Annotated in this window: 13 protein-coding genes; 4 read left to right on the top strand and 9 right to left on the bottom strand. The window is 70.1% G+C overall.

Annotated elements, in window-relative coordinates; genetic code table 11:
- Nucleotide 1 precedes the first annotated feature (1 nt).
- Together ACYVD1_RS23835 and ACYVD1_RS23830 are read left to right on the top strand one after the other, a co-directional pair.
- Nucleotides 2-2,971: an FAD-binding and (Fe-S)-binding domain-containing protein gene (locus tag ACYVD1_RS23835; protein ID WP_460776710.1), complete on the top strand. Its 2,970-nt coding sequence runs from the start codon at nt 2-4 to the stop codon at nt 2,969-2,971.
- Nucleotides 2,972-3,058: 87 nt separating this feature from the next.
- Nucleotides 3,059-3,847: a GntR family transcriptional regulator gene (locus ACYVD1_RS23830; RefSeq protein WP_460776709.1), complete on the top strand. Its 789-nt coding sequence runs from the start codon at nt 3,059-3,061 to the stop codon at nt 3,845-3,847.
- Nucleotides 3,848-3,930: 83 nt separating this feature from the next.
- Here the strand turns inward: ACYVD1_RS23830 and ACYVD1_RS23825 are convergent, their stop codons facing one another.
- The 9 genes from ACYVD1_RS23825 to ACYVD1_RS23785 form a co-directional block, all read right to left on the bottom strand.
- Nucleotides 3,931-4,821: a GntR family transcriptional regulator gene (locus ACYVD1_RS23825; protein WP_460776708.1), complete on the bottom strand. Its 891-nt coding sequence runs from the start codon at nt 4,819-4,821 to the stop codon at nt 3,931-3,933.
- A gap of 156 nt (nt 4,822-4,977) precedes the next feature.
- Nucleotides 4,978-6,399, bottom strand: a complete 1,422-nt coding sequence (locus tag ACYVD1_RS23820) for an APC family permease (protein ID WP_460776707.1) — start codon at nt 6,397-6,399, stop codon at nt 4,978-4,980.
- A 209-nt stretch (nt 6,400-6,608) separates the two neighbouring features.
- Entirely contained in the window at nt 6,609-7,631 is a 1,023-nt protein-coding gene (gene pdxA / locus ACYVD1_RS23815; protein ID WP_460776706.1) for a 4-hydroxythreonine-4-phosphate dehydrogenase PdxA, read from the bottom strand.
- Nucleotides 7,628-8,827 carry a four-carbon acid sugar kinase family protein gene (locus ACYVD1_RS23810; protein WP_460776705.1) on the bottom strand — a complete coding sequence of 400 codons (1,200 nt, stop codon included), beginning with the start codon at nt 8,825-8,827 and terminating at the stop codon, nt 7,628-7,630. Before ACYVD1_RS23810 ends, pdxA begins: the two co-directional genes overlap by 4 nt.
- 73 nt (nt 8,828-8,900) lie before the next feature.
- Entirely contained in the window at nt 8,901-10,001 is a 1,101-nt protein-coding gene (locus tag ACYVD1_RS23805) for a 2-keto-3-deoxygluconate permease (protein WP_460776704.1), read from the bottom strand.
- A 493-nt stretch (nt 10,002-10,494) separates the two neighbouring features.
- A complete protein-coding gene (locus ACYVD1_RS23800; RefSeq protein ID WP_460776703.1) occupies nt 10,495-11,517 on the bottom strand; it encodes a LacI family DNA-binding transcriptional regulator in 1,023 nt (340 codons plus the stop codon).
- A 66-nt stretch (nt 11,518-11,583) separates the two neighbouring features.
- Nucleotides 11,584-12,480 carry a carbohydrate ABC transporter permease gene (locus ACYVD1_RS23795; RefSeq protein WP_460776702.1) on the bottom strand — a complete coding sequence of 299 codons (897 nt, stop codon included), beginning with the start codon at nt 12,478-12,480 and terminating at the stop codon, nt 11,584-11,586.
- The gene (locus ACYVD1_RS23790; RefSeq protein ID WP_460776701.1) at nt 12,477-13,412 is read right to left on the bottom strand and encodes a carbohydrate ABC transporter permease; all 936 of its coding nucleotides are present in this window, start codon (nt 13,410-13,412) and stop codon (nt 12,477-12,479) included. Before ACYVD1_RS23790 ends, ACYVD1_RS23795 begins: the two co-directional genes overlap by 4 nt.
- 33 nt (nt 13,413-13,445) lie before the next feature.
- Nucleotides 13,446-14,735, bottom strand: a complete 1,290-nt coding sequence (locus tag ACYVD1_RS23785) for an ABC transporter substrate-binding protein (RefSeq protein ID WP_460776700.1) — start codon at nt 14,733-14,735, stop codon at nt 13,446-13,448.
- A 161-nt stretch (nt 14,736-14,896) separates the two neighbouring features.
- Between ACYVD1_RS23785 and ACYVD1_RS23780 the strand changes: the two genes are divergently transcribed.
- Nucleotides 14,897-16,903: a beta-galactosidase gene (locus ACYVD1_RS23780; protein ID WP_460776699.1), complete on the top strand. Its 2,007-nt coding sequence runs from the start codon at nt 14,897-14,899 to the stop codon at nt 16,901-16,903.
- Nucleotides 16,904-16,905: 2 nt separating this feature from the next.
- A complete protein-coding gene (locus ACYVD1_RS23775) occupies nt 16,906-18,054 on the top strand; it encodes a glycoside hydrolase family 53 protein (RefSeq protein ID WP_460776698.1) in 1,149 nt (382 codons plus the stop codon).
- The last annotated feature ends 502 nt before the right edge of the window (nt 18,055-18,556 follow it).

Genomic DNA, 18,556 nt, shown 5'->3' with positions numbered 1-18,556 from the left:
AATGACGGAAACTACCCGGGATCCCGGGGCCGGAGGAGGACAGGGACCCGACTCCGAGCACACCCAACGGGTCCAGCAGGCCCTCCTCCGCGCCGGAGTCACTGACACCAGGTTCGACGACTACTCCCGCCACCTCTTCTCGAGGGACGCGAGCATGTACGCCATCGAACCGCTCGGCGTCGTCTTCCCCCGGGACGCAGACGAGGTCGCCGCGGTGACCTCTGTTGCGGCCGAAACAGGTGTGACGCTCACCCCGCGGGGAGCCGGCACCAGCCTCGCCGGACAGACCGTGGGCTCGGGGCTCGTCGTGGACATGTCCCGGCACATGAACGCCATCAAGGCCATCGACCCCGAGCAGCGTACGGCCCGCGTCCAACCCGGTGTCGTCCAGGACCAGCTCAACGCCGCGGCGGGCGCGCACGGCCTGATGTTCGGTCCGGACACATCGACGAGCAACCGGGCCACGTTGGGCGGCATGATCGGCAACAATTCCGCCGGTAGCGGGTCGATGCGCCACGGAATGACCATCGACCACGTGCGCGCACTCGATGTGGTGCTCTCCGACGGCAACCAGACGGTATTCCGTGCACTCACCGCTGACGAGCGTGCCGAACGCGCCGGGCTGCCGGGGCTGGAAGGTGATATCCACCGCGGGCTGGAGCGCATCCTGCGCGACTACCCGGAGGCGATCGCCACCGGCTTCCCCGACTTCTGGCGGCGTGCCTGCGGGTACCGGTTGGACCGGCTGGTCGACGACCCCTCATTCAACCTGGCCACCTTCATCGTCGGATCCGAGGGCACGCTTGCCTTGGCCACCGAGGCGGATGTGGACCTGGTCCCCAAACCGTCCCGCACCGTGATCGCGGTGGGTCACTTCAGCACCATGCCGGGCGCGGTCGCCGCGACACAGGACGCCCTCGCGTGTGATCCGGCAGCCGTCGAGATGATGGACCGGACCATCCTCGACCTCTCGCGGGAGCGGATTGAGTACGCGTCGCTCGGCGACATACTCGAGGGTGACCCGGAGGCGCTGCTGTTCGTGTCGTTCAGTGGAGATGACGAGGCTGAACTCATCGACCGCCTGGACAGGTTGACACGGTTGTGGCGCAGCAACGGGCACGGCTACCACACACTGCGGGCCGTGACGCCGGAGCAGCAGTCCGCCCTCCTGAAGGTCCGCAAGTCCAGCCTCGGCCTGCTTATGGCGGCAGGCAGCGGCACCCGGCGGCCGTTGGCTTTCGTCGAGGACACCGCCGTCGACCCGGAGCACCTGGTCGAGTACACGACCCGGTTCAAGGAGATCCTGGACCACCACGGCCTGCAGGCGGGCTTCTACGGGCACTGTTCCGTGGGCTGCCTGCACATCCGACCGTTCGTCGACCTGGCGGTTCCGGGTGAGGCTGAACGGATGCGTACCGTCGCCGAGGAGGTCAAGAGCCTGGTGACTGAGTACGGCGGGGTGAACTCCAGCGAACACGGCGACGGCCTCGCCCGCAGCGAGTTCAACGAGCAGATCTTCGGGCCCGACCTCTACGCCGCCATGCGCGAGGTCAAGCGGGTCTTCGACCCGGAGAACCGGCTGAACCCAGGCAAGATCGTCGATGCCCCGGCGATGACCGACAACCTCCGCGACGCCCGGCTCCCCGAGCCGGGGCCGTTTCGGACCAGACTGTCGTTCGATGTGGTGGGGGGCATGCGCGGGGCCGCAGACCGGTGTATGAACATCGGCCTGTGCCGCAAGAGCACGTCGGGGACGATGTGCCCGTCCTACATCGCGACCATGGACGAGGAACACACCACACGCGGACGGGCCAACGCCCTGGTCAAAGCGCTCTCCGAGCCGGATCCAGCGGCGTCGATGGGCGATGAGCGCCTGCACGAGGTCCTGGACCTGTGCCTGATGTGCAAAGCCTGTAAGAGCGAATGCCCGCTGGGCGTCGACATGGCCAAGCTCAAGAGCGAAGCCCAGTCGCACTACCACGACGCCCACGGGGTACCGCTGCGCTCGCGGCTCTTCGGCGCGATCCGATCGCTTTACCGCCTTGGTTCGGCTACCGCACCCCTCAGCGCACTTCCCAACCGCCTGCCGTTCCTGCGCCGTGTGCTGGAGAGGGCCACCGGTATCACGGCCCAGCGGCCGTTGCCTACATTCCAGCGCCGCAACCTGATGCGCTGGTTCCGCGATAGGCGGCCGCGAACCGGTGACGCGCCCCAGGGCGAGCTCACTTTCCTCGCCGACTCCTTCTCCTCCTACACGGAACCGGGTATCGGGCGCGCCGCGATCGAGGTCCTGGAGCGCGCTGGCTGGCGGGTCCGGCTGGAGAGCCGCGGGTGCTGCGGACGCTCCAGCCTGTCCAAGGGACTACTGGACGATGCGAAGGCCAAGGTCGGCAAACTCGTCGGCCTCCTCAGTGAAGGCGAGGCGGCGGGCCAACCCGTCGTCGGGTGCGAACCGTCGTGTGTGCTGACGCTGAAGGACGAAGCCGGGGCCCTGCTGCCCGACGACCCCCGTGTCCAGGAGGTCTCCGGGCGCGTGCGCCAGGTCGAGGAACTCATCACCGAGGCCATCGACGCCGGACACCTCACCCTGTCCGAGGAGTCCTGGCCCGCGAACCGGCGCATCCTCTTCCACGGCCACTGCCACCAGAAGGCCGAGGTGGGAACATCGGCGACGATGAACCTGCTGCGTCGTATACCCGGTGCCGAGGTCGTGGAACTCGACGCGGGCTGTTGTGGAATGGCCGGCTCCTTCGGTTTCGAGGCCGAACACTACGCGACGTCGATGAAGGTCGGTCAGGACCGGCTTTTCCCGGCTATCGAAGCCGAGGAGGAGGCCACGGTCATCGCCGCGACCGGAGTGTCCTGCCGACAGCAGATCGGGCACGGTACTGGGCGCGGTTCCCGGCATCCGGTGGAGTTGGTCGCCGCTGCGCTCGAACCCGAGTCGGTTCGGAAAACCGAACGCCGGTAACCTCGGCACTGTTGCCGCTGTCTGAGCGGTGACTGTAGGTGTGTGCGACGCCGGAGCGCGGGCCGTTCACGAATTCAAGGAGAGGTGATGGGTCGATCCGCCGAACCCGGTGCCGACGGTGCCCAGAGCAGGCACCAGAGGATTGAGAAGCCGCCGAGCATGGTGGAGCTGGCCACCCGATCGATCCGTCGGATGATCCTGGGCGGTGAGCTGTTGCCGGGGGACCGCGTCGTCGAGAATCAGCTGACGGCAGACCTCGGTATCAGCCGCCCTCCGCTACGCGAAGCCCTGCGCCGACTCGAACACGAAGGGCTCATCAGGCAGTTCGCGCACCGGGGCGCCGTGGTGACCCCACTGTCCCTGCACGACGTCTACGAGATTGTGACGCTGCGGCAGCAGCTGGAGCACCTGGCCATCGACCTGGCTTTCCCCGTCTCCGAACCGGAGCGCTTGGAGCGTTGCTGGCGCGAACTGCGCCGCATGGAGGTGGCCGCCGACATCCGCGACGAAGCCGAACTGTCTGACGCGAAGTTCGACTTCCATTCGGCGGTCATCGGCCTGTCCGGGCACCGGAGGCTGGAGGAGACCTACCGCTCCCTGCAGATGCAGATGAAGCTGTGCATGGCGTTGAACCGCAGCTCGCGGGCCCATCGCAACGAGAGCCCTGCCGGTGTCATCATGCGCCATCGCGCCCTGCTGCGCGTCATCCAGCAGGGCGACCCCGCTGCCGTCCGTGAAGCGATGGACTGCCACGGAGACCGGACGTTCCTCAAGGACCTTCCGGGCAATCTCGAAACGGGAAGCGCTGAGGCGCTGCGCTGGTTGGAGCGCGCGCAGGCCGAGGAAACCGCTCGGGCCGCGCTCGGACCTGGCTGAGGGAACCGGCGCGGGGCGCGGGAGATCCCGGTCTTCGCCACCCGCCGGGCTCGGTTGGGAAGGTCCGACTTGGTCGCCCGCGGTCAGCGATCCTCCCGGAGCCGGTCGAGTTCGGCGCGCAGCTCCGCGGCGAGTTCCACGGCCCGGTCCAGGCCGCGGCCGGCCTCCGCCCCCGCGCGGTCCCCGGCAGCAGGAGGGCTGACGAGGGACGGCCCCGGCGCGATCCGGACCTGGTCGGCGGCGCCCGCGGCCTCGATGTCGAAGACCACCCGGTCCGAGCGGTGCCAGCTCTCGAACCACTCCAGCGGGGTGCCGTGCTGGTCGAACGTGCCGCCTTCGAGGAGGAGCAGCGGGTCGCGGTCGTCGACGCCGAGCTCGGCGGCGATGCGCGGGTCCGCCGGGACGGCGCGGATCTGTCTGCGGCCGCTGCTGGGCACCGCCCCGAAGCGGGTCTCCATCAGCCGGTGCAGGGAGGAGTCGCGCAGTATCGAGGCGTCCAGGACGGCGAACCGTTCGGCGGGGAGCCAGGTGCGCACGTAGGAGAGGGCCTCGTCGTCGACGTAGCGGACGCGCTCCAGCCGCAGCAGCTCACGCGTGCCCAGGTGCCGCACGGCCGAAGGGGTGCCGGCGCGGGAGGGCTCGAGGGAGAGCACCGCGGTGGCCAGGCTCAGGCCCTCGGCCGAGAACTGGTCGAACAGGCCGGTGACCCGCTGCACGAGCCGGTGGTGCTCGGTGGGCACCGCGGCGACCGGGGACCGGCCCCGGGTCCTGCGGACGGTGCCCTCGTCCTCCAAGGTGGCGAGGGCCTGGCGGACGACGCTGCGCGAGACCCCGAAGCGCTCCCGCAGGTACGCCTCGCTGGGGAGTGCGTCACCGGGCGGGATTGAGCGGTCCCGGATCTCCGCGCGCAGGACGTCGGCTACCTGGGCGTGCAGCGGCCGGTGGCCGGAGCGGTCGACTGGCATGGCGGCCATTCTAGAACGGGAGGGACGCCTGTCCCCCGGTTCCAGGGTAACCGCGCTGTGCGAAACGCCACCGGTCACGGACGTGCCCGCGGGACCGGTGGAAGGGGCCGGTGGACGGAGGCCTCCCGTTCGCCCGTCCGGCAGGACTCCGAGTCCGACCGGGGGTTAGCGGGTGTCCTTGGACCGGGCATCCATGGCCTCGATCAGGCGCTGTTCCGTGTCCGCCCCGGCCCGGATCCTGGGCAGGCGCCACATGAGCGCTGCTCCAGCGATCCACCACACCAGCACCATGACCCACTCGTTGGGCCACAGCAGCGCGGCAGGCATACCCGGCAGGTACAGGCTGAAGAGGCCGACGGACAGCACCAGCGCGATGACTCCCACAGGCACCCCTGCCCGCACCGTGAAAGGCCGCTCCATGCCGGGTTCGCGGCGGCGCAGCACCAGGAAGCTGACGACCACCGTCAGGTAGGCGATGACGATGGTGAACCCGCCCGCGTTCACCAGCCAGTTCAGCATGGGGTCGCCGAAGAACGGGGCGAACACGGACAGCGCCCCGATGAACAGGATGGCGTTGGAGGGCGTGCGGAAACGGGGGTGGACGCGGCCGAACCATACGGGGAGCATCCGTGACCGGGCCATGGCGTACACGAGGCGGCTGCCCCCGATCAGGAAGGCGTTCCAACTCGTAAGCAGCCCCGCGATACCGCCGAGGACCAGGAGGTTGCCCATGGCGGGGCTGTTCCACAGGGCCGCCATGGCATCGGCCGAGGCGAGGTCGGCGTCGGCCAGCCCTGCGGGTGACAGGCCCGAACCGGCGGTCAGCATGATCATCACGTACCAGGCGGTGGCGCAGAACACGGAGATCACCAGGAGCGCACCGACCAGGCGGTAGGGCAGGTTGATCTCGGAAGCCGACTGGGGGATGACGTCGAAGCCTACGAACAGGAACGGCACTGCCACCAGGACCACGAAGATGCCCGGGACACCGCCGGTGAACAGGGGCTGCATGTTCTCCGTCGACCCGCCCGCGAACGAGCCGGTGAGCATCGCGGCGCCCACGGCCAGGAGGAACAGCACGGCGATCACCTGGAAGACGCTCGAGGGGCGGATGCCGATGTAGTTGATGAACGTCATCAGGATCGCGCTGATCACGCCGACCGCGACGAGGCTGGCGTGCACGTCGTACTCGGCGATCGTCCAGAGGTACCCGGCCTCCATGTCCGGGAACAGGTAGACGAGCGTCTCGGGGATCGCCACCGCCTCGAAGGCGACGACGGAGACGTAGCCCAGCACCATGGACCACGAAGCGACGACCGCGCCCTTGGGTCCGATCGCGCGCATGGCGTAGTGGTGTTCGCCGCCCGCGCGGGGCATGGCTGAGGCCAGTTCGGCGTAGGTGAGGCCGACGAAGGCGATGATGACGCCGCCGATGACGAACGCCAGGGCCGCGCCGACGCTGCCCGCCGCATTGATGAAGTCGCCGGTCAGGAGGATCCAGCCGAAACCGATCATCGCGCCGAAGGCCAGCGCGAGGACGTCCCACCTCCCCAGGACCTTGACGAATCCGGTGCTGGTGTCGGTCATGGAGGGCTCCAACCATCGCGCCTGTGGTGGTCGGCCATGGAATCACGTGGCGTGGTGGGGTTGGAAGCCCGCCGCGGCGATTCCGGGGCGGCGCGTGTACGGAGCGGAGAGCCCGGCCGTGCGACAGCCGCGGCACCGTGGCCAGGAACGCGGGGGCGGGCCCGCCGACACCGTTGCGGCGGGCCCGCCCCCGTGGAGCGGACGCGCGGTCAGACCCCGGTGGCTTGCCAGACGTGCCCCCACCCGGGGGCGAGCTCGGCCGCCCGGCGCATCGCCAGGACCAGGCTGGCCTCCCGGGCAATGCCCTTGCCGGCGATGTCGAAGGCGGTGCCGTGGTCGACCGAGACCCGCACCACGGGCAGACCGGCGGTGATGTTGACACCGTCGTCGCCGTAGACCGCCTTGAAGGGCGCGTGGCCCTGGTCGTGGTAGCAGACCGCCACGAGCTTCCACTTGCCCTTGACCGCCGCGGGGATGAGCGCGTCGGCCGGCAGCGGGCCGTGGGCGTTGATGCCCTCGGTCCGGGCGCGTTCGATGGCGGGTGCGAGGACGTCGGCGTCCTCGTCACCGAACAGGCGGTTCTCCCCGGCGTGCGGGTTGAGCCCGGCCACCCCGATGGGTTCGTCCGCGTCACCCTGGGCGCGGGCGAACGCGCTCATCAGCCGCAGGACCTCCAGGGTCCGCTCCTGGGTGATGTCCCCGATGGCCTGGCGCAGGGAGACGTGCGTCGTGAGGTGGAAGAAGGACAGGTCGCCCGCGGACAGCACGAGGCTGTAGTCGCTGACCCCGAACTCGTGTGCCAGCAGCTCGGTGTGCCCGGGCCAGGCGTGTCCGCCCAGGTGCATGGCGGCCTTGTTCAGGGGCGGCGTCACGATCCCGTCGACGAGCCCCTGCTTGGCCAGGTCGACCGCCTCGATGACGAACCGGGCCGCGCCGTCGCCCGCGGCGGCGCTCAGCGCACCGGGGGCGACGTGGCCGAGCGATGGGCCGGTCTGCACGATGTCGATCATTTCGGGGGAGTCGGCCGCGTCGGCGGGTGAGGCCACGGGGTTGACGGCCCACGGGTCGCCGCCCACAGCGGTGACGGCGTTGCGGAGCGCGTCCACGTCGCCGATGACGACGGGCCTGGCGTATTCCCGCACCTCTGGGTGGAAGAGCAGCGCCTTGGCGGTGATCTCCGGGCCGATTCCGGCGACGTCGCCGAGGGTGACCGCGAGGGTGGGACGGTTCAACTGTTTCTGCCTTTCATGTGGCGGACCGCGTCGGCGGCCTCCAGGAGTACGGACGGGCCGCCGAAGCCCCCGGCCTTGGTGACGATGGCCTGACCATGGCGCGGCCCTCCGGAGAGGGTGCCGAGGGGGATGCCGGGCGCGACCTCGCCGGTCAGGGTGATGGCCCGGGTGTCGAGGGCGGCCGTCAGCGCGCGGGCGCCGTCGCCGCCGGTGACGACGAACCCGGACAGGGCGTGCTGGTCGGCCAGGCGGGCGGCCAGTTCTCCGAATCTGCGGGCCACGGTCGCCGGTGGAAGACCGCCGTCGCGGTCCTCGGGTGCGACGAGCGCGGTGTGGGGCGTGTCGGGGTCGAATCGGCCCAGGACCTTCTCGCTCCAGGTGCGCCAGGCCTCGTCGTCGGCGAGGTCGGCCGGGTCGGGCTGTTCCACGGCGGTCCACTCGTCGATCTCGAGCTCGGCCACTTGGGTGCGGGCGGTCTGGTGGAGCGAGGTCACCACGACCAGGGAGGGCGGGGGCTCCTCCACCGGGCGCCAGGTCTCCGCCAGCCGGGTGGCCAGCCCCGCGGAGCCGACCGGTACGGCGTCGGGTCCGAGCGCGGTGACGGCGGCCGCGACGCGGGCCAGGTCCGTGTCGTTCTTCGCGTCGACGACGGCGACGGGCGCGGCGGTGCGGAGCAGGGCCGCGTCCTCCTCGGCGTCCTGCCCGGTGAGCTGGACGTGTTGGGCGCCGAGCAGCTGGGCGACCCGGCTCTCCGTCACCGGGGTGACTGGATCCTTCCCGACCGCGGTGCGGTGCACTTCGGTACCGTCGACGAGCAGGACGCCGTCCCGCACGGTGCGGCCGTTGGCGGGGAAGGCCGGACAGACCACGGCCACGGCGCTGGGCGACCAGGCTTCCAGGACCGCGTCGATCTCGGCGCGGATAGGCCCGCGCAGGGTGGAGTCGATCTTCTTGTACAGCAGGCCCACACCGGCCTCGCGTAGTCGCCGGGTGGAGTGCGCTGCCGCTTCGGCCGCCTGCTCCGCGGGGAGCGCCCGCGAGTCGGTGCTGAGCGCGATGACGTCGGTGTTCGACGCGGCCGGACCGAGTTGGAGCTCGGTCCGCCAGCCAGCGCGCAGAAACTGGACGGCAGTGTCTCCGGCGCCAGTCAGGTCGTCCGCGAGCACGGCGGCGCGCGGCGGGGAATAGGTGTTCACGGGTCGGAACCTCTCAGTTGGTCGTCCACGGCCGCGTCGTCTTCGGCGACCGCGGTTCGTGCTTCCTCCGTCTTCAGTTGCCCGGTCGTCCCGGTCCGGCCTCTTCGTCCGCTGATTGGTCTGATTCCTCTTGCCCTGCCTGCTCGTGTTGCTCTGCCTGCTCCTGCTGGGGTTGTGCCTGCTCTTCCTCGGCCCTCTCGGCCTCCGCCGGCTGGGACCCGGCCCGGCGCAGGACCCAAGTGGTCACCACGGGGGCGAGGAGCGCGGTGACCAGGACGCTCGCCGCCACCTGGGTGGTGGCGGTGCCCGCGTAGGCGGCGAAGGACGGGTCGGCGGCGGCGACGATGGCCGGAGTGGCGACGGCGTTGCCGGAGGCGGTGCCGGCCGCGAAGCCGAGGCCGGACTCCCTTCCGCGGCGCAGCAGGAACCGGTAGCCCAGGTACACGAAGCCGCCGGTGACGGCGGTGATGGCCGCGCCCAGCAGGATGCCGGACAGCCCGCCCCGGGCCACGTCGGCGAGGTCGATGCCGGTGCCCAGGGCGAAGGCGAAGAAGGGGATGACGATGGAGGGGACCGGCTTGAGGACCTCGCGCCACTGCGCGTCCACGTTGCCGATGATCACACCGAGGATGAACGGGATGATCGCGGCGACCATGGTCATGACGGGGATCTGGCCTAGTCCGGAGGCGCCGATGAACAGCAGGGCGAAGAAGGGGCCGTCGTTGATCGCGCCCGCGATGTAGGCGCCGCGGTCCTTGGTGCGTCCGTACTGGCCGGTGATGGCGAGCCACAGCCCGCCGTTGGCGTTGGTGGCCGCGGCGATCATCGCCAGGATGGAGATGCCGAGGACGCCCTCGGGCCCGGTGAACACGGCCAGGGCGATGATGAGCAGGCCGGGGACGATGCTCTTGCCCAGCAGGATGACGCCGGTGGTGGCCAGGACCGGTCCGCTGGTGCGGAGGGTGACCTGGGTGCCGGTGGCGAAGATCAGCAGGGCGATGAGGGGCATGGCGCTGTCCTTGAACAGCGCGGTGGTGAAACTGCCGATGTCCAGTGCCGCGGGGGCGAAGGTACCGATGACCGAACCCAGCACCAGCGGGATGAGCATGGCTCCGCCGGGGATCTTGTTCATCCAGTGGAAGAGGGGTATCGGTGACCCGTGGTTGTCGCGCATGAGTGTCCGTTCGCAGAAGCCCGGCGGAGTGGCTCGGGGCCAGCGGCCGGTACGCAGATTGTCCGTACAGATTGTACGTACAACTCTGAGAGAGTCTAGTGCTCGAGCACAGGAGTTCACAGGGAGATGAGGTGCGGGCTCACAGGGGAGGTGTTGCCGGATCCCAACCGGGAAGCGGAGCGGGAGCCGTCGCCGTTGACGGCCAGGGGAGCGTGCGCCCACCCTCCAGGATGCGCCCCAACTGGCGCTCGGTGGTCGGGCGTAACCCTTTCCTGGGGAAAAATTTGCGTGGTTGCAGGTGGTCGGAGCCAGCCTGCGGGGCATGGGGCAGCCGCGACCGGTCGGCGGGAGGCGCGGGGAGAGGCGGACGCAGCGCGGGGGAAAACGGCAGGACCGGGCTTTGGACGGCATTGGTGGTCCCTTGGTGTTCCGGGGCGGAAGGGACCGGGCCGCTCCGCTGATCCGGCCGCGCCTCCCGGACTCCACCGGCCCCTCAGACCGAGTCGCGCTCCACCAGTGTGGTGGGCAGGAGCATCCCCGCGGGGGTGTCCCCGTTGATCATGTCGAGCAGCAGGCGCACCATCTCCCTGCTGATCCGGGACAGCGGCTGGCGGACGGTGGTCAGCGGCGGGTCGCAGTGCTCGGCCGCGGTGGAGTCGTCGAACCCGCCGACGGCCACGTCTTCGGGGACCCGCCTGCCCGCGCGGCGCAGGGCGTCCAGGGCCCCGGCGGCCATGAGGTCGGAGGCGACGAAGACCGCGTCCAGGTCCGGGGCCCGCTCCAGCAAGGCAAGCATCTGTTCCTCGCCGCTCCTGCGGGAGTAGTCGCCGACGGCGATCAGGCGCTGGTCGACCTCGCCCAGTACATCGCGGAAACCCGCCAAGCGCTCCACACCCCCGGAGGTGTCCTGCGGCCCGGCGATGGTGGCGATGCGCTCGCGCCCGGAGCCGCGCAGGTGCCGGGCCATCAGGCGGGCGCCGTCGCGGTCGTCGGCCGCCACGTGGGCGATGCCGTGCCCCGAGGGCCTGCCGCACACCACCAGGGGTGTTCCGGTGGCGAGCAGCTCGTCCACCAGGGACGTGCCCGCGTGGTCGGAGACCACGAGGGCCCCGTCCACCCCGCCCTCGGAGACGAACCGGCTCACGCGCTTGCGGTCGGCCTCGTTCCCGGCGATGGTCAGCACCAGCATGATGTCGTGGGCGGCCAGCGCCTGGGTGCACTCGCGCAGCAGAATGCTGAAGTTGGGGTCCTCGAACAGGCGGTGCTGGGGCTCGGAGAGCACGAACGCGACCGTCTGGGAGCGCTGGGTTGCCAGCCCCCGTGCGTGCCGGTTGGCGACGTAGCCGATCGTGTTCACCGCCTTGAGCACGGCCGCCCTGGAGTCCTTGCTCACGTAGCCCTCGCCGGTCAGGACCCGGGAGACGGTTCCACGGGAGACCCCGGCGGCGGTGGCCACGTCGTTGATCGTGGGGCGGCGGTGCGCCTGGCGGTCGGTCGGGCGGTCGTCTTCGGTCACGGCTTCGTCGTTTCCCTCTCGTCCGGGGCGGAGCATGCTCCGCGCGGGTGCCCCGCCCCGGACCGGTCAGGCCTTGACCGCGCCGGAGAGCAGGTCGATGCGCCAGAACCGCTGCAGGGCCAGGAAGAGCGCGATCAGGGGGATGACCGAGAGCAGCGATCCGGTGATCACCAGGGTATAGAGCACCGGTTGCGAAGCGCCTTGGTTCAGGAGCGTGTAGAGGCCCACCGTGACGGGGAACATGCCGTCGTCGCTCAGGAGGATGAACGGCAGCAGGAAGTTGTTCCAGATCGCCACGAACTGGAACAGGAAGACCGTCACCAGGCCCGGCAGCATGATGGGCAGCGCCACCTTCCAGAAGACGCGCAGCTCACCGGCGCCCTCGGTGCGTGCCGACTCCAGCAGGGAGTCGGGGACCGCGGCGGCCGCGTACACGCGGGCCAGGTAGATGCCGAAAGGGCTCACGATGCTGGGCAGCAGGACCGACAGGTAGGTGTTGGACAGGCCGACCTCGGCGAACAGCAGGAACTGGGGGACCGCGAGCATCACCGGGGGCACCAGGACTCCGGCGAGCAGGATGTTGAACAGCGCGGTGCGCCCGCGGAACCGGTACTTAGCGAGGGCGAACCCGGTCAGGCACGACAGCAGGGCGGACAGGAGTCCGCCGACCCCGGCGTAGAGGGCGCTGTTGGCCATCCACTGCCAGTACAGCCCGTCCCGGTAGGCGGTCAGCTCGCCGACGTTCTCGAGCAGGCCGTCGCCCGGCCAGAAGGTGAACGTGGTGAACAGGTCCGACCCGCCCTTGGTGGAGGCCACCGCCACCCACGCCAGCGGGATGAGGCAGTACAGCGTTCCCAGGAGCAGGATCGCGGTGGGGATGACGGGCGTGCGCGCACCGCCCTTGCGGCCGCGGGCCGCTCCGCGCGTGCGGCCCGCCGGGCGCGTCTCCTTCGCCGGACTCATCGCGCCTCCTCCTGGCTGAAGGCGCGCGACTGCACCAGGCGCAGGAACGCGTAGGACAGGGCGAGGGTCACCGCGGCGATGATGATGGAGGTGGCCGCGGCGAGATGGATGTCGTCGCGCACGAACGCGTCCCGGTAGACCTTCATAAGGGGGCTCCAGGTCGTGGAGATGGCGTTGGACAGGGGTGAGAGCGTCACGGGTTCGGAGAACACCTGCAACGTGGCGATCATCGAGAACAGCGAGGTCATGATGAGCGCGGGCGTGAGCATCGGGATCTTGATGCGCAGCGCCATCTGCAGCTCGCTGGCGCCGTCGATCCGGGCCGCCTCGTACAGGTCGGGTGGGACCGCGCGCAGGTTCGTGTACAGGATCAGCATGTTGAAGCCGGTACCGCCCCACACCGCGATGTTGGTCAGCGCGACGAAGACCGTCTGCTGACCCATGAGGTCCACGCTCGGCAACCCCAGCGCCGCCAGGGTCTGGTGGAACGGGCTGACCTCGGGCAGGTACAGGAAGCCCCACAGCAGGGTGGCGATCACGGCGGGCACGGCGTAGGGAAGGAAGATCACCATCCGGGACACGCTCCGGAAGCGCACCCGCTGGTGGTCCAGGACCAGCGCGAATACCAGGGCGAGGCCGAGCATGAGGGGAACGACCATCAGGCCGTAGATCCCGATGCGCAGCGTCCCTGCCCACAGTTCGGGGTCGGTTGCGGCGGACTGGTAGTTGGTCAGGCCCGCGAAGAACTCGCGGCGCCCCTCCGCGCCCAGACCCAGGCCGGATACCTCGACGCGGCGCACGCTCAGGTAGACCGTGTACGCGATCGGAAGCAGGATGAGCAGCGAGCTCAGGATGACGGCGGGGGCCAGGAAGGCGTAGGGAACCAGACGCGCGGCCCTGCGGCGGCGCGAGGGTGCTCTGGCCGGGCACATGGTGGACACTCCTTGGGGGGATGGGCCGGGTGGTCACCCGGAGATGGCGAAACCCTTGCTCTCCATGTCGGACAGGGTGTCCTCCTGCATCACGGCGACGGCCTCGGAGAACGGGGCCCCGCCTGCGATCGCGTCCGCGAAGGCGTCCTGGTAGGAGCTGTAGGTGATGTTGACGTTCGGGCCCCAGGTGACCGGCGCGGTGCCCTCAGCGATCCGGGCGGCCTCCTCGTAGAAGTCCTCCTGGTGCGCGAGGAACTCCGGAGGCTCGTCCAAGACCGGGCTGTCCTGGGTGTCCGTCGCCGCCGGGTAGATGCCGCTCTCCAGGACGAGCGCCTCGGTGGCCTCGGGGGAGGTGTTCAGCCAGACCGCGAACTCCGCCGCCGCGTCCTGGTGGGGCGTCCCCGAGGCGACACCGGTGGCGGAACCGCCCCAGCTGCCGGTCACGTTCGCGCCCTCCTCCCACTGGGGGAGCGGTGCCATGGACCAGTCGCCCGCGGTGTCCTCGGCCGCACCCGACAGGACCCCCGGAGCCCAGACGGCGCTCGGCCAGGCCAGGAGCGAACCGTCGTTCAGGGCGGCGTTCCACTCGGGCGTGTACATCGGCCGCCCGCTCACCGCGTCCTCGGCCACCAGTCCGCTCCAGTAGTCGGCGACGCGCAGCGTGGGCTCGTCGTCGACGGAGACGGACCACGAGTCCCCCTCGGTGGTCCACCAAGCGGCACCGGCCTGCTGTGCGAGCCCGGCGAACCAGCCGGGGTCGGTGGGGGAGAAGCTGGTGATGCGGTGGTCGGGGTGCTCGTCGCGGACCTCGCGGGCCAGGTCGGCGAACTCGTCCCAGGTGGCGGGGGCCTCCAGGCCGAACTCGTCGAACAGGTCGGACCGGTAGTAGAGCATCATCGGCCCGGAGTCCTGGGGGATGGCGTAGACCTGGTCGGTGCCCATGGTCACCTGTTCCCACATGTTCTCGTGGAAGGCTTCCTCCGCTTCCGCGGTATGGGCGCTCAGGTCGGCGACGGCATCGCGCGCGGCGAGCGTGGTCAGCGCCTGGTACTCGGCCTGGACCAGGTCGGGCGGGTGCCCGGCTTGGGAGGCGGTCAGCATCTTGGTGACCACTTCCTCGCCCGCGCCCTGGTCGCTGACGGACACCTGGACGTCGGGGTTGTCCCCGTTCCAGATCTCCACGACCTCCTCGATGCCCGGCGCCCAGGTCCAGAAGGTCAGCTCCACCGAGCCGTCGTCCGCGCCGGGGAAGAGCGAGCACGAGCTCAAGAGGACCACCGCGCCGACACCGGCGGCGATCCGGGAGCTGCGTCCTATGGCCATCGCATGTCTCCTCCGGATGAATTCGTGGTTACGTGTGGGAGCGATCACACTCTTGTCGAGAGGAGATGATCCTGTCAAGGGTGGTATTTCGAATCGGTTCTGTGCATCATGTGGGACGAAAGCTGTGAACGTTCCCATGTACGAGCGGAGCCTGATCGCCAGTGACCATTGCCCCACTCATCCCCGGTGTCGACGCGATCGTCTACGGCGGCGACTACAACCCGGACCAGTGGCCCGAGGAGGTCTGGCACGAGGACGTCCGGATGATGCGGGAGGCCGGGGTCAACCTGGTCAGCTTGGGCATCTTCTCCTGGGCGCACCTCGAACCCGAGGAGGGCGTGTACACCTTCGAGTGGCTCGACCGCGTGCTCGACCTGCTGCACGGCGCGGGTATCCGCGCCGGCCTCGCCACCCCGACCGCCGCCCCGCCCGCTTGGCTGCTCCACCAGTACCCGGCCGTCCGCCCGGTCACCGAAGAGGGCCACATCCTCTCCGGCGCCTCCCGCCAGACCCTGTGCCCCAGTTCCCCTGAGTACGCCCGCGCCGCGGCGCGCATCACCGAGGAGCTCGCCCGGCGCTACGCCGACCACCCGGCCGTGGTGTTCTGGCACGTGCACAACGAGTACGGCGGCGCGATGCCCGCCTGCTACTGCGCGGTCTCGGCCGAGGCCTTCCGTGCCTGGCTGCGCGAGCGGTACGGGGACGTCGACAGCCTCAACACCGCGTGGGGCACCAGCTTCTGGGGCCAGACGTACGGGGCCTGGGAACAGGTCGAACCGCCGCGCGTGGCGCCCACCGCCATCAACCCCGCCCTGCAGCTGGACTTCCTGCGCTTCTGCAACGAAGCGCACCTGGAGTGCTACCGGCGCGAGCGCGACATCGTGCGGCGCCACACCCCCGACACCCCGGTCACCACCAACTTCATGATCGTCAACTGCAAGTGGATCGACTACTGGTCCTGGGCGCGCGAGGTCGACTTCGTGGCCAACGACCACTACCTCCAGGCAGAGGAGAGCGACAACCACATCGAGCTGGCCATGGCCGCCGACGTCACCCGCGGGGTGGCGGGCGGTCGGCCCTGGGTGCTCATGGAGCACTCCACGAGCGCCGTCAACTGGCAGCCCCGCAACATCGCCAAACAGGCGGGGCAGATGCGCCGCAACAGCCTGACCCACCTGGCGCGCGGGGCCGACGGGATCATGTTCTTCCAGTGGCGCGCCTCCCGGTTCGGCGCCGAGAAGTTCCATTCGGCGATGGTGCCGCACAACGGGCGCCGGAGCCGGATCTGGGGCGAGGTGGTCGACCTGGGCCGCGAGCTCGCCGACCTGGAGAGCCTGCGGGGCAGCACGGTCCGGGCCGACACCGCCCTGGTCTGGGACTGGCAGTCGTGGTGGGCGATGGAACTGGAGTTCCGGCCCAGTGCCGACCACTCCTACCTCGAACGCTTCCGGGCCTACTACACCTGGCTGTGGCGCACGCACCGCACCGTCGACGTGGTCCCGCCGGACGCGGACCTGAGCGGATACGCGATGGTCGTCGTGCCCAGTCTGTACCTCACCACCGATTCCGCGGCCGCGAACCTCACCCGCTACGCCGAAGCGGGCGGAACGGTCGTGGTCTCCTACTTCTCCGGAATCGTCGGCACCAACGACGAGATCCACCCCGGCGGGTACCCCGGCCCCCTGCGGGAACTGCTGGGCCTGGAGATCGACGAGTTCCTGCCGTTGCGCGCCGACGAGGGCGTGCACCTGGAGAACGGCGTCGCGGGGCGCGTGTGGGCCGAACGGGTCGTCCCCGACGGCGCGGAGTGCGTGCTCTCCTACACGGACGGCCCAGCGGCGGGGGAGCCAGCGGTGACCCGCAACGCCATCGGTTCCGGAGAGGCCTGGTACGTCTCCACCGCGCTGGCCCCCGAAGGGCTGGGTGCGGTGCTGGACAAGATCGCGCCCCCGCCCGTCGTGGAGGACCTGCCGGAGGACGTGGAGGCCGTCCGCAGAGTGGGCCCGGGGGAGAGCTACCTGACCGTCGTCAACCACGGGGCGCAGGACGCCGAGGTACGCGCCTCGGGCGTGGACTGCGTGAGCGGGGAGCGGGTCGACACGGCCCTGCGGATCCCCGCCGGGGGAGTGCGAGTCCTGAAGGAGAACACACCACCGACCGAGAGGTAACCATGAAAAGACGAACCTTCGCCCAGCTCAGCGCCCTCCTCGCCGTGCCGGCCGTCGCGCCCCTTCCCGCGTTGGCCGCGTACGCGGCACCGGCCACCCCGCGGCCCCGCCCGCGCCAGGGCGACTGGATCTCCGGCGGCGACATGTCCACCCTGGTCAAGGGCGAGGACTTCGGCGCCGTCTTCCGGGACGCCGACGGCAACGAGGACGACGCGCTGACCATCCTGTCCGAGTCCGGGATGAACTACGCCCGCCTCAAGGTCTGGGTGGACCCCGCCGACGGCTACAACACCGCCGAGACCGTCCTCGCGCTCGCCCCGAGGATCAAGGACCTCGGCATGGGGCTGCTCGTGGACTTCCACTACTCCGACTTCTGGGCCGACCCCGGACAACAGGACAAGCCCGCCGCCTGGGAGTCCCTGGCCTTCCCCGATCTGGTCGACGCCGTGTACGACCACACGCACGGGCTCCTGGCTGCCTTGGCCGACCAGGACACCCCGGCCGACATGGTGCAGGTGGGCAACGAGATCAACAACGGCATGCTGTGGCCGGACGGGCACACCGACGACTGGTCGGGGCTGTTCGAACTCGTGGATGCCGGGACCCGGGCGGTCCGCGACGCCGCGCCGTCGGCGGAGGTCATGCTGCACCTGGCCGAGGGCGGCGACAACGAGATGTTCCGCTGGTGGTTCGACGCCGCCGTCGAGCACGGCGCCGACTTCGACGTGATCGGCGTGTCCTACTACCCGTACTGGCACGGAACCCTCGACGACCTGCGCACCAACCTCGACGACATCACCTCCCGGTACGACCGCGACGCCGTCCTCGTGGAGACCGCCTACGGGTTCACCCTCGAGGACGCCGACGGGCACGAGAACATCTTCGACGAGGAGCTCGCGGAGGTGACCGGCCACCCCGCGACCCCCGAGGGGCAGTCCGCGATCCTGGCAGACATCGTCGACACCGTGGCCGCCGTCGCGGGCGGCCGCGGCCGGGGCGTCGTGTACTGGGAACCCGCGTGGACCGCCGTCGAGGGCAACGGCTGGGATCCCACCGACCCCGACTCCGGCAACGCCTGGGAGAACCAGGCCCTGTTCGACTACTCCCACACGCTGCTGCCAGCCGCTGACACCTTCTTCGCACCGCGGTGACTTCGTAGGTCCAGACCCGGCCCCCTGCACCAGGGCCCGGCCTCCGGCCCCGCCGATCCTCCCTTCGTCGGGGCCGGACCACTGGACCACACCCTCGGAACTGGGCTTATGCGTGTGGCGCATAAGCGGAGGAGGGCACCGGGCGCGGCACGTCCGCTCCTGCACCGAAGTTGGGCGAGGAAGTCCGGGGGTTCTGCGCTGTGGGCTCTGCGGGCACTCGGTGGGTGGGTTTGTTGGGCGGTGGTCTGTTGGGTGGGGTGTGCCCGTGGGGGTGTTGGTCTTGTGCGGGTGGTTTCCCCGTTTCCTGCCGCTTGATGGTGGCCGTCTCCGCTGCGCGCCTCAAGGTCGTCGCCATCGAGCGCTTCGCGCATCGGTGGCGCTCCACCTTGACCCGCTTCGCTGCGACGGCGGGTGGGCGGCTATCAGGAAACGGGGGAGGTGTGGTCGGGGTAGCGATGGGCCCGTTGGGCCCGAAGGGGCCCCTACGGCACAAGCACGGCCT

This window comes from Nocardiopsis nanhaiensis (assembly GCF_054778635.1).
The sequence above is the reverse complement of the archived record's forward strand: the minus strand, read 5'-3'. Positions and strand labels throughout refer to the sequence as shown.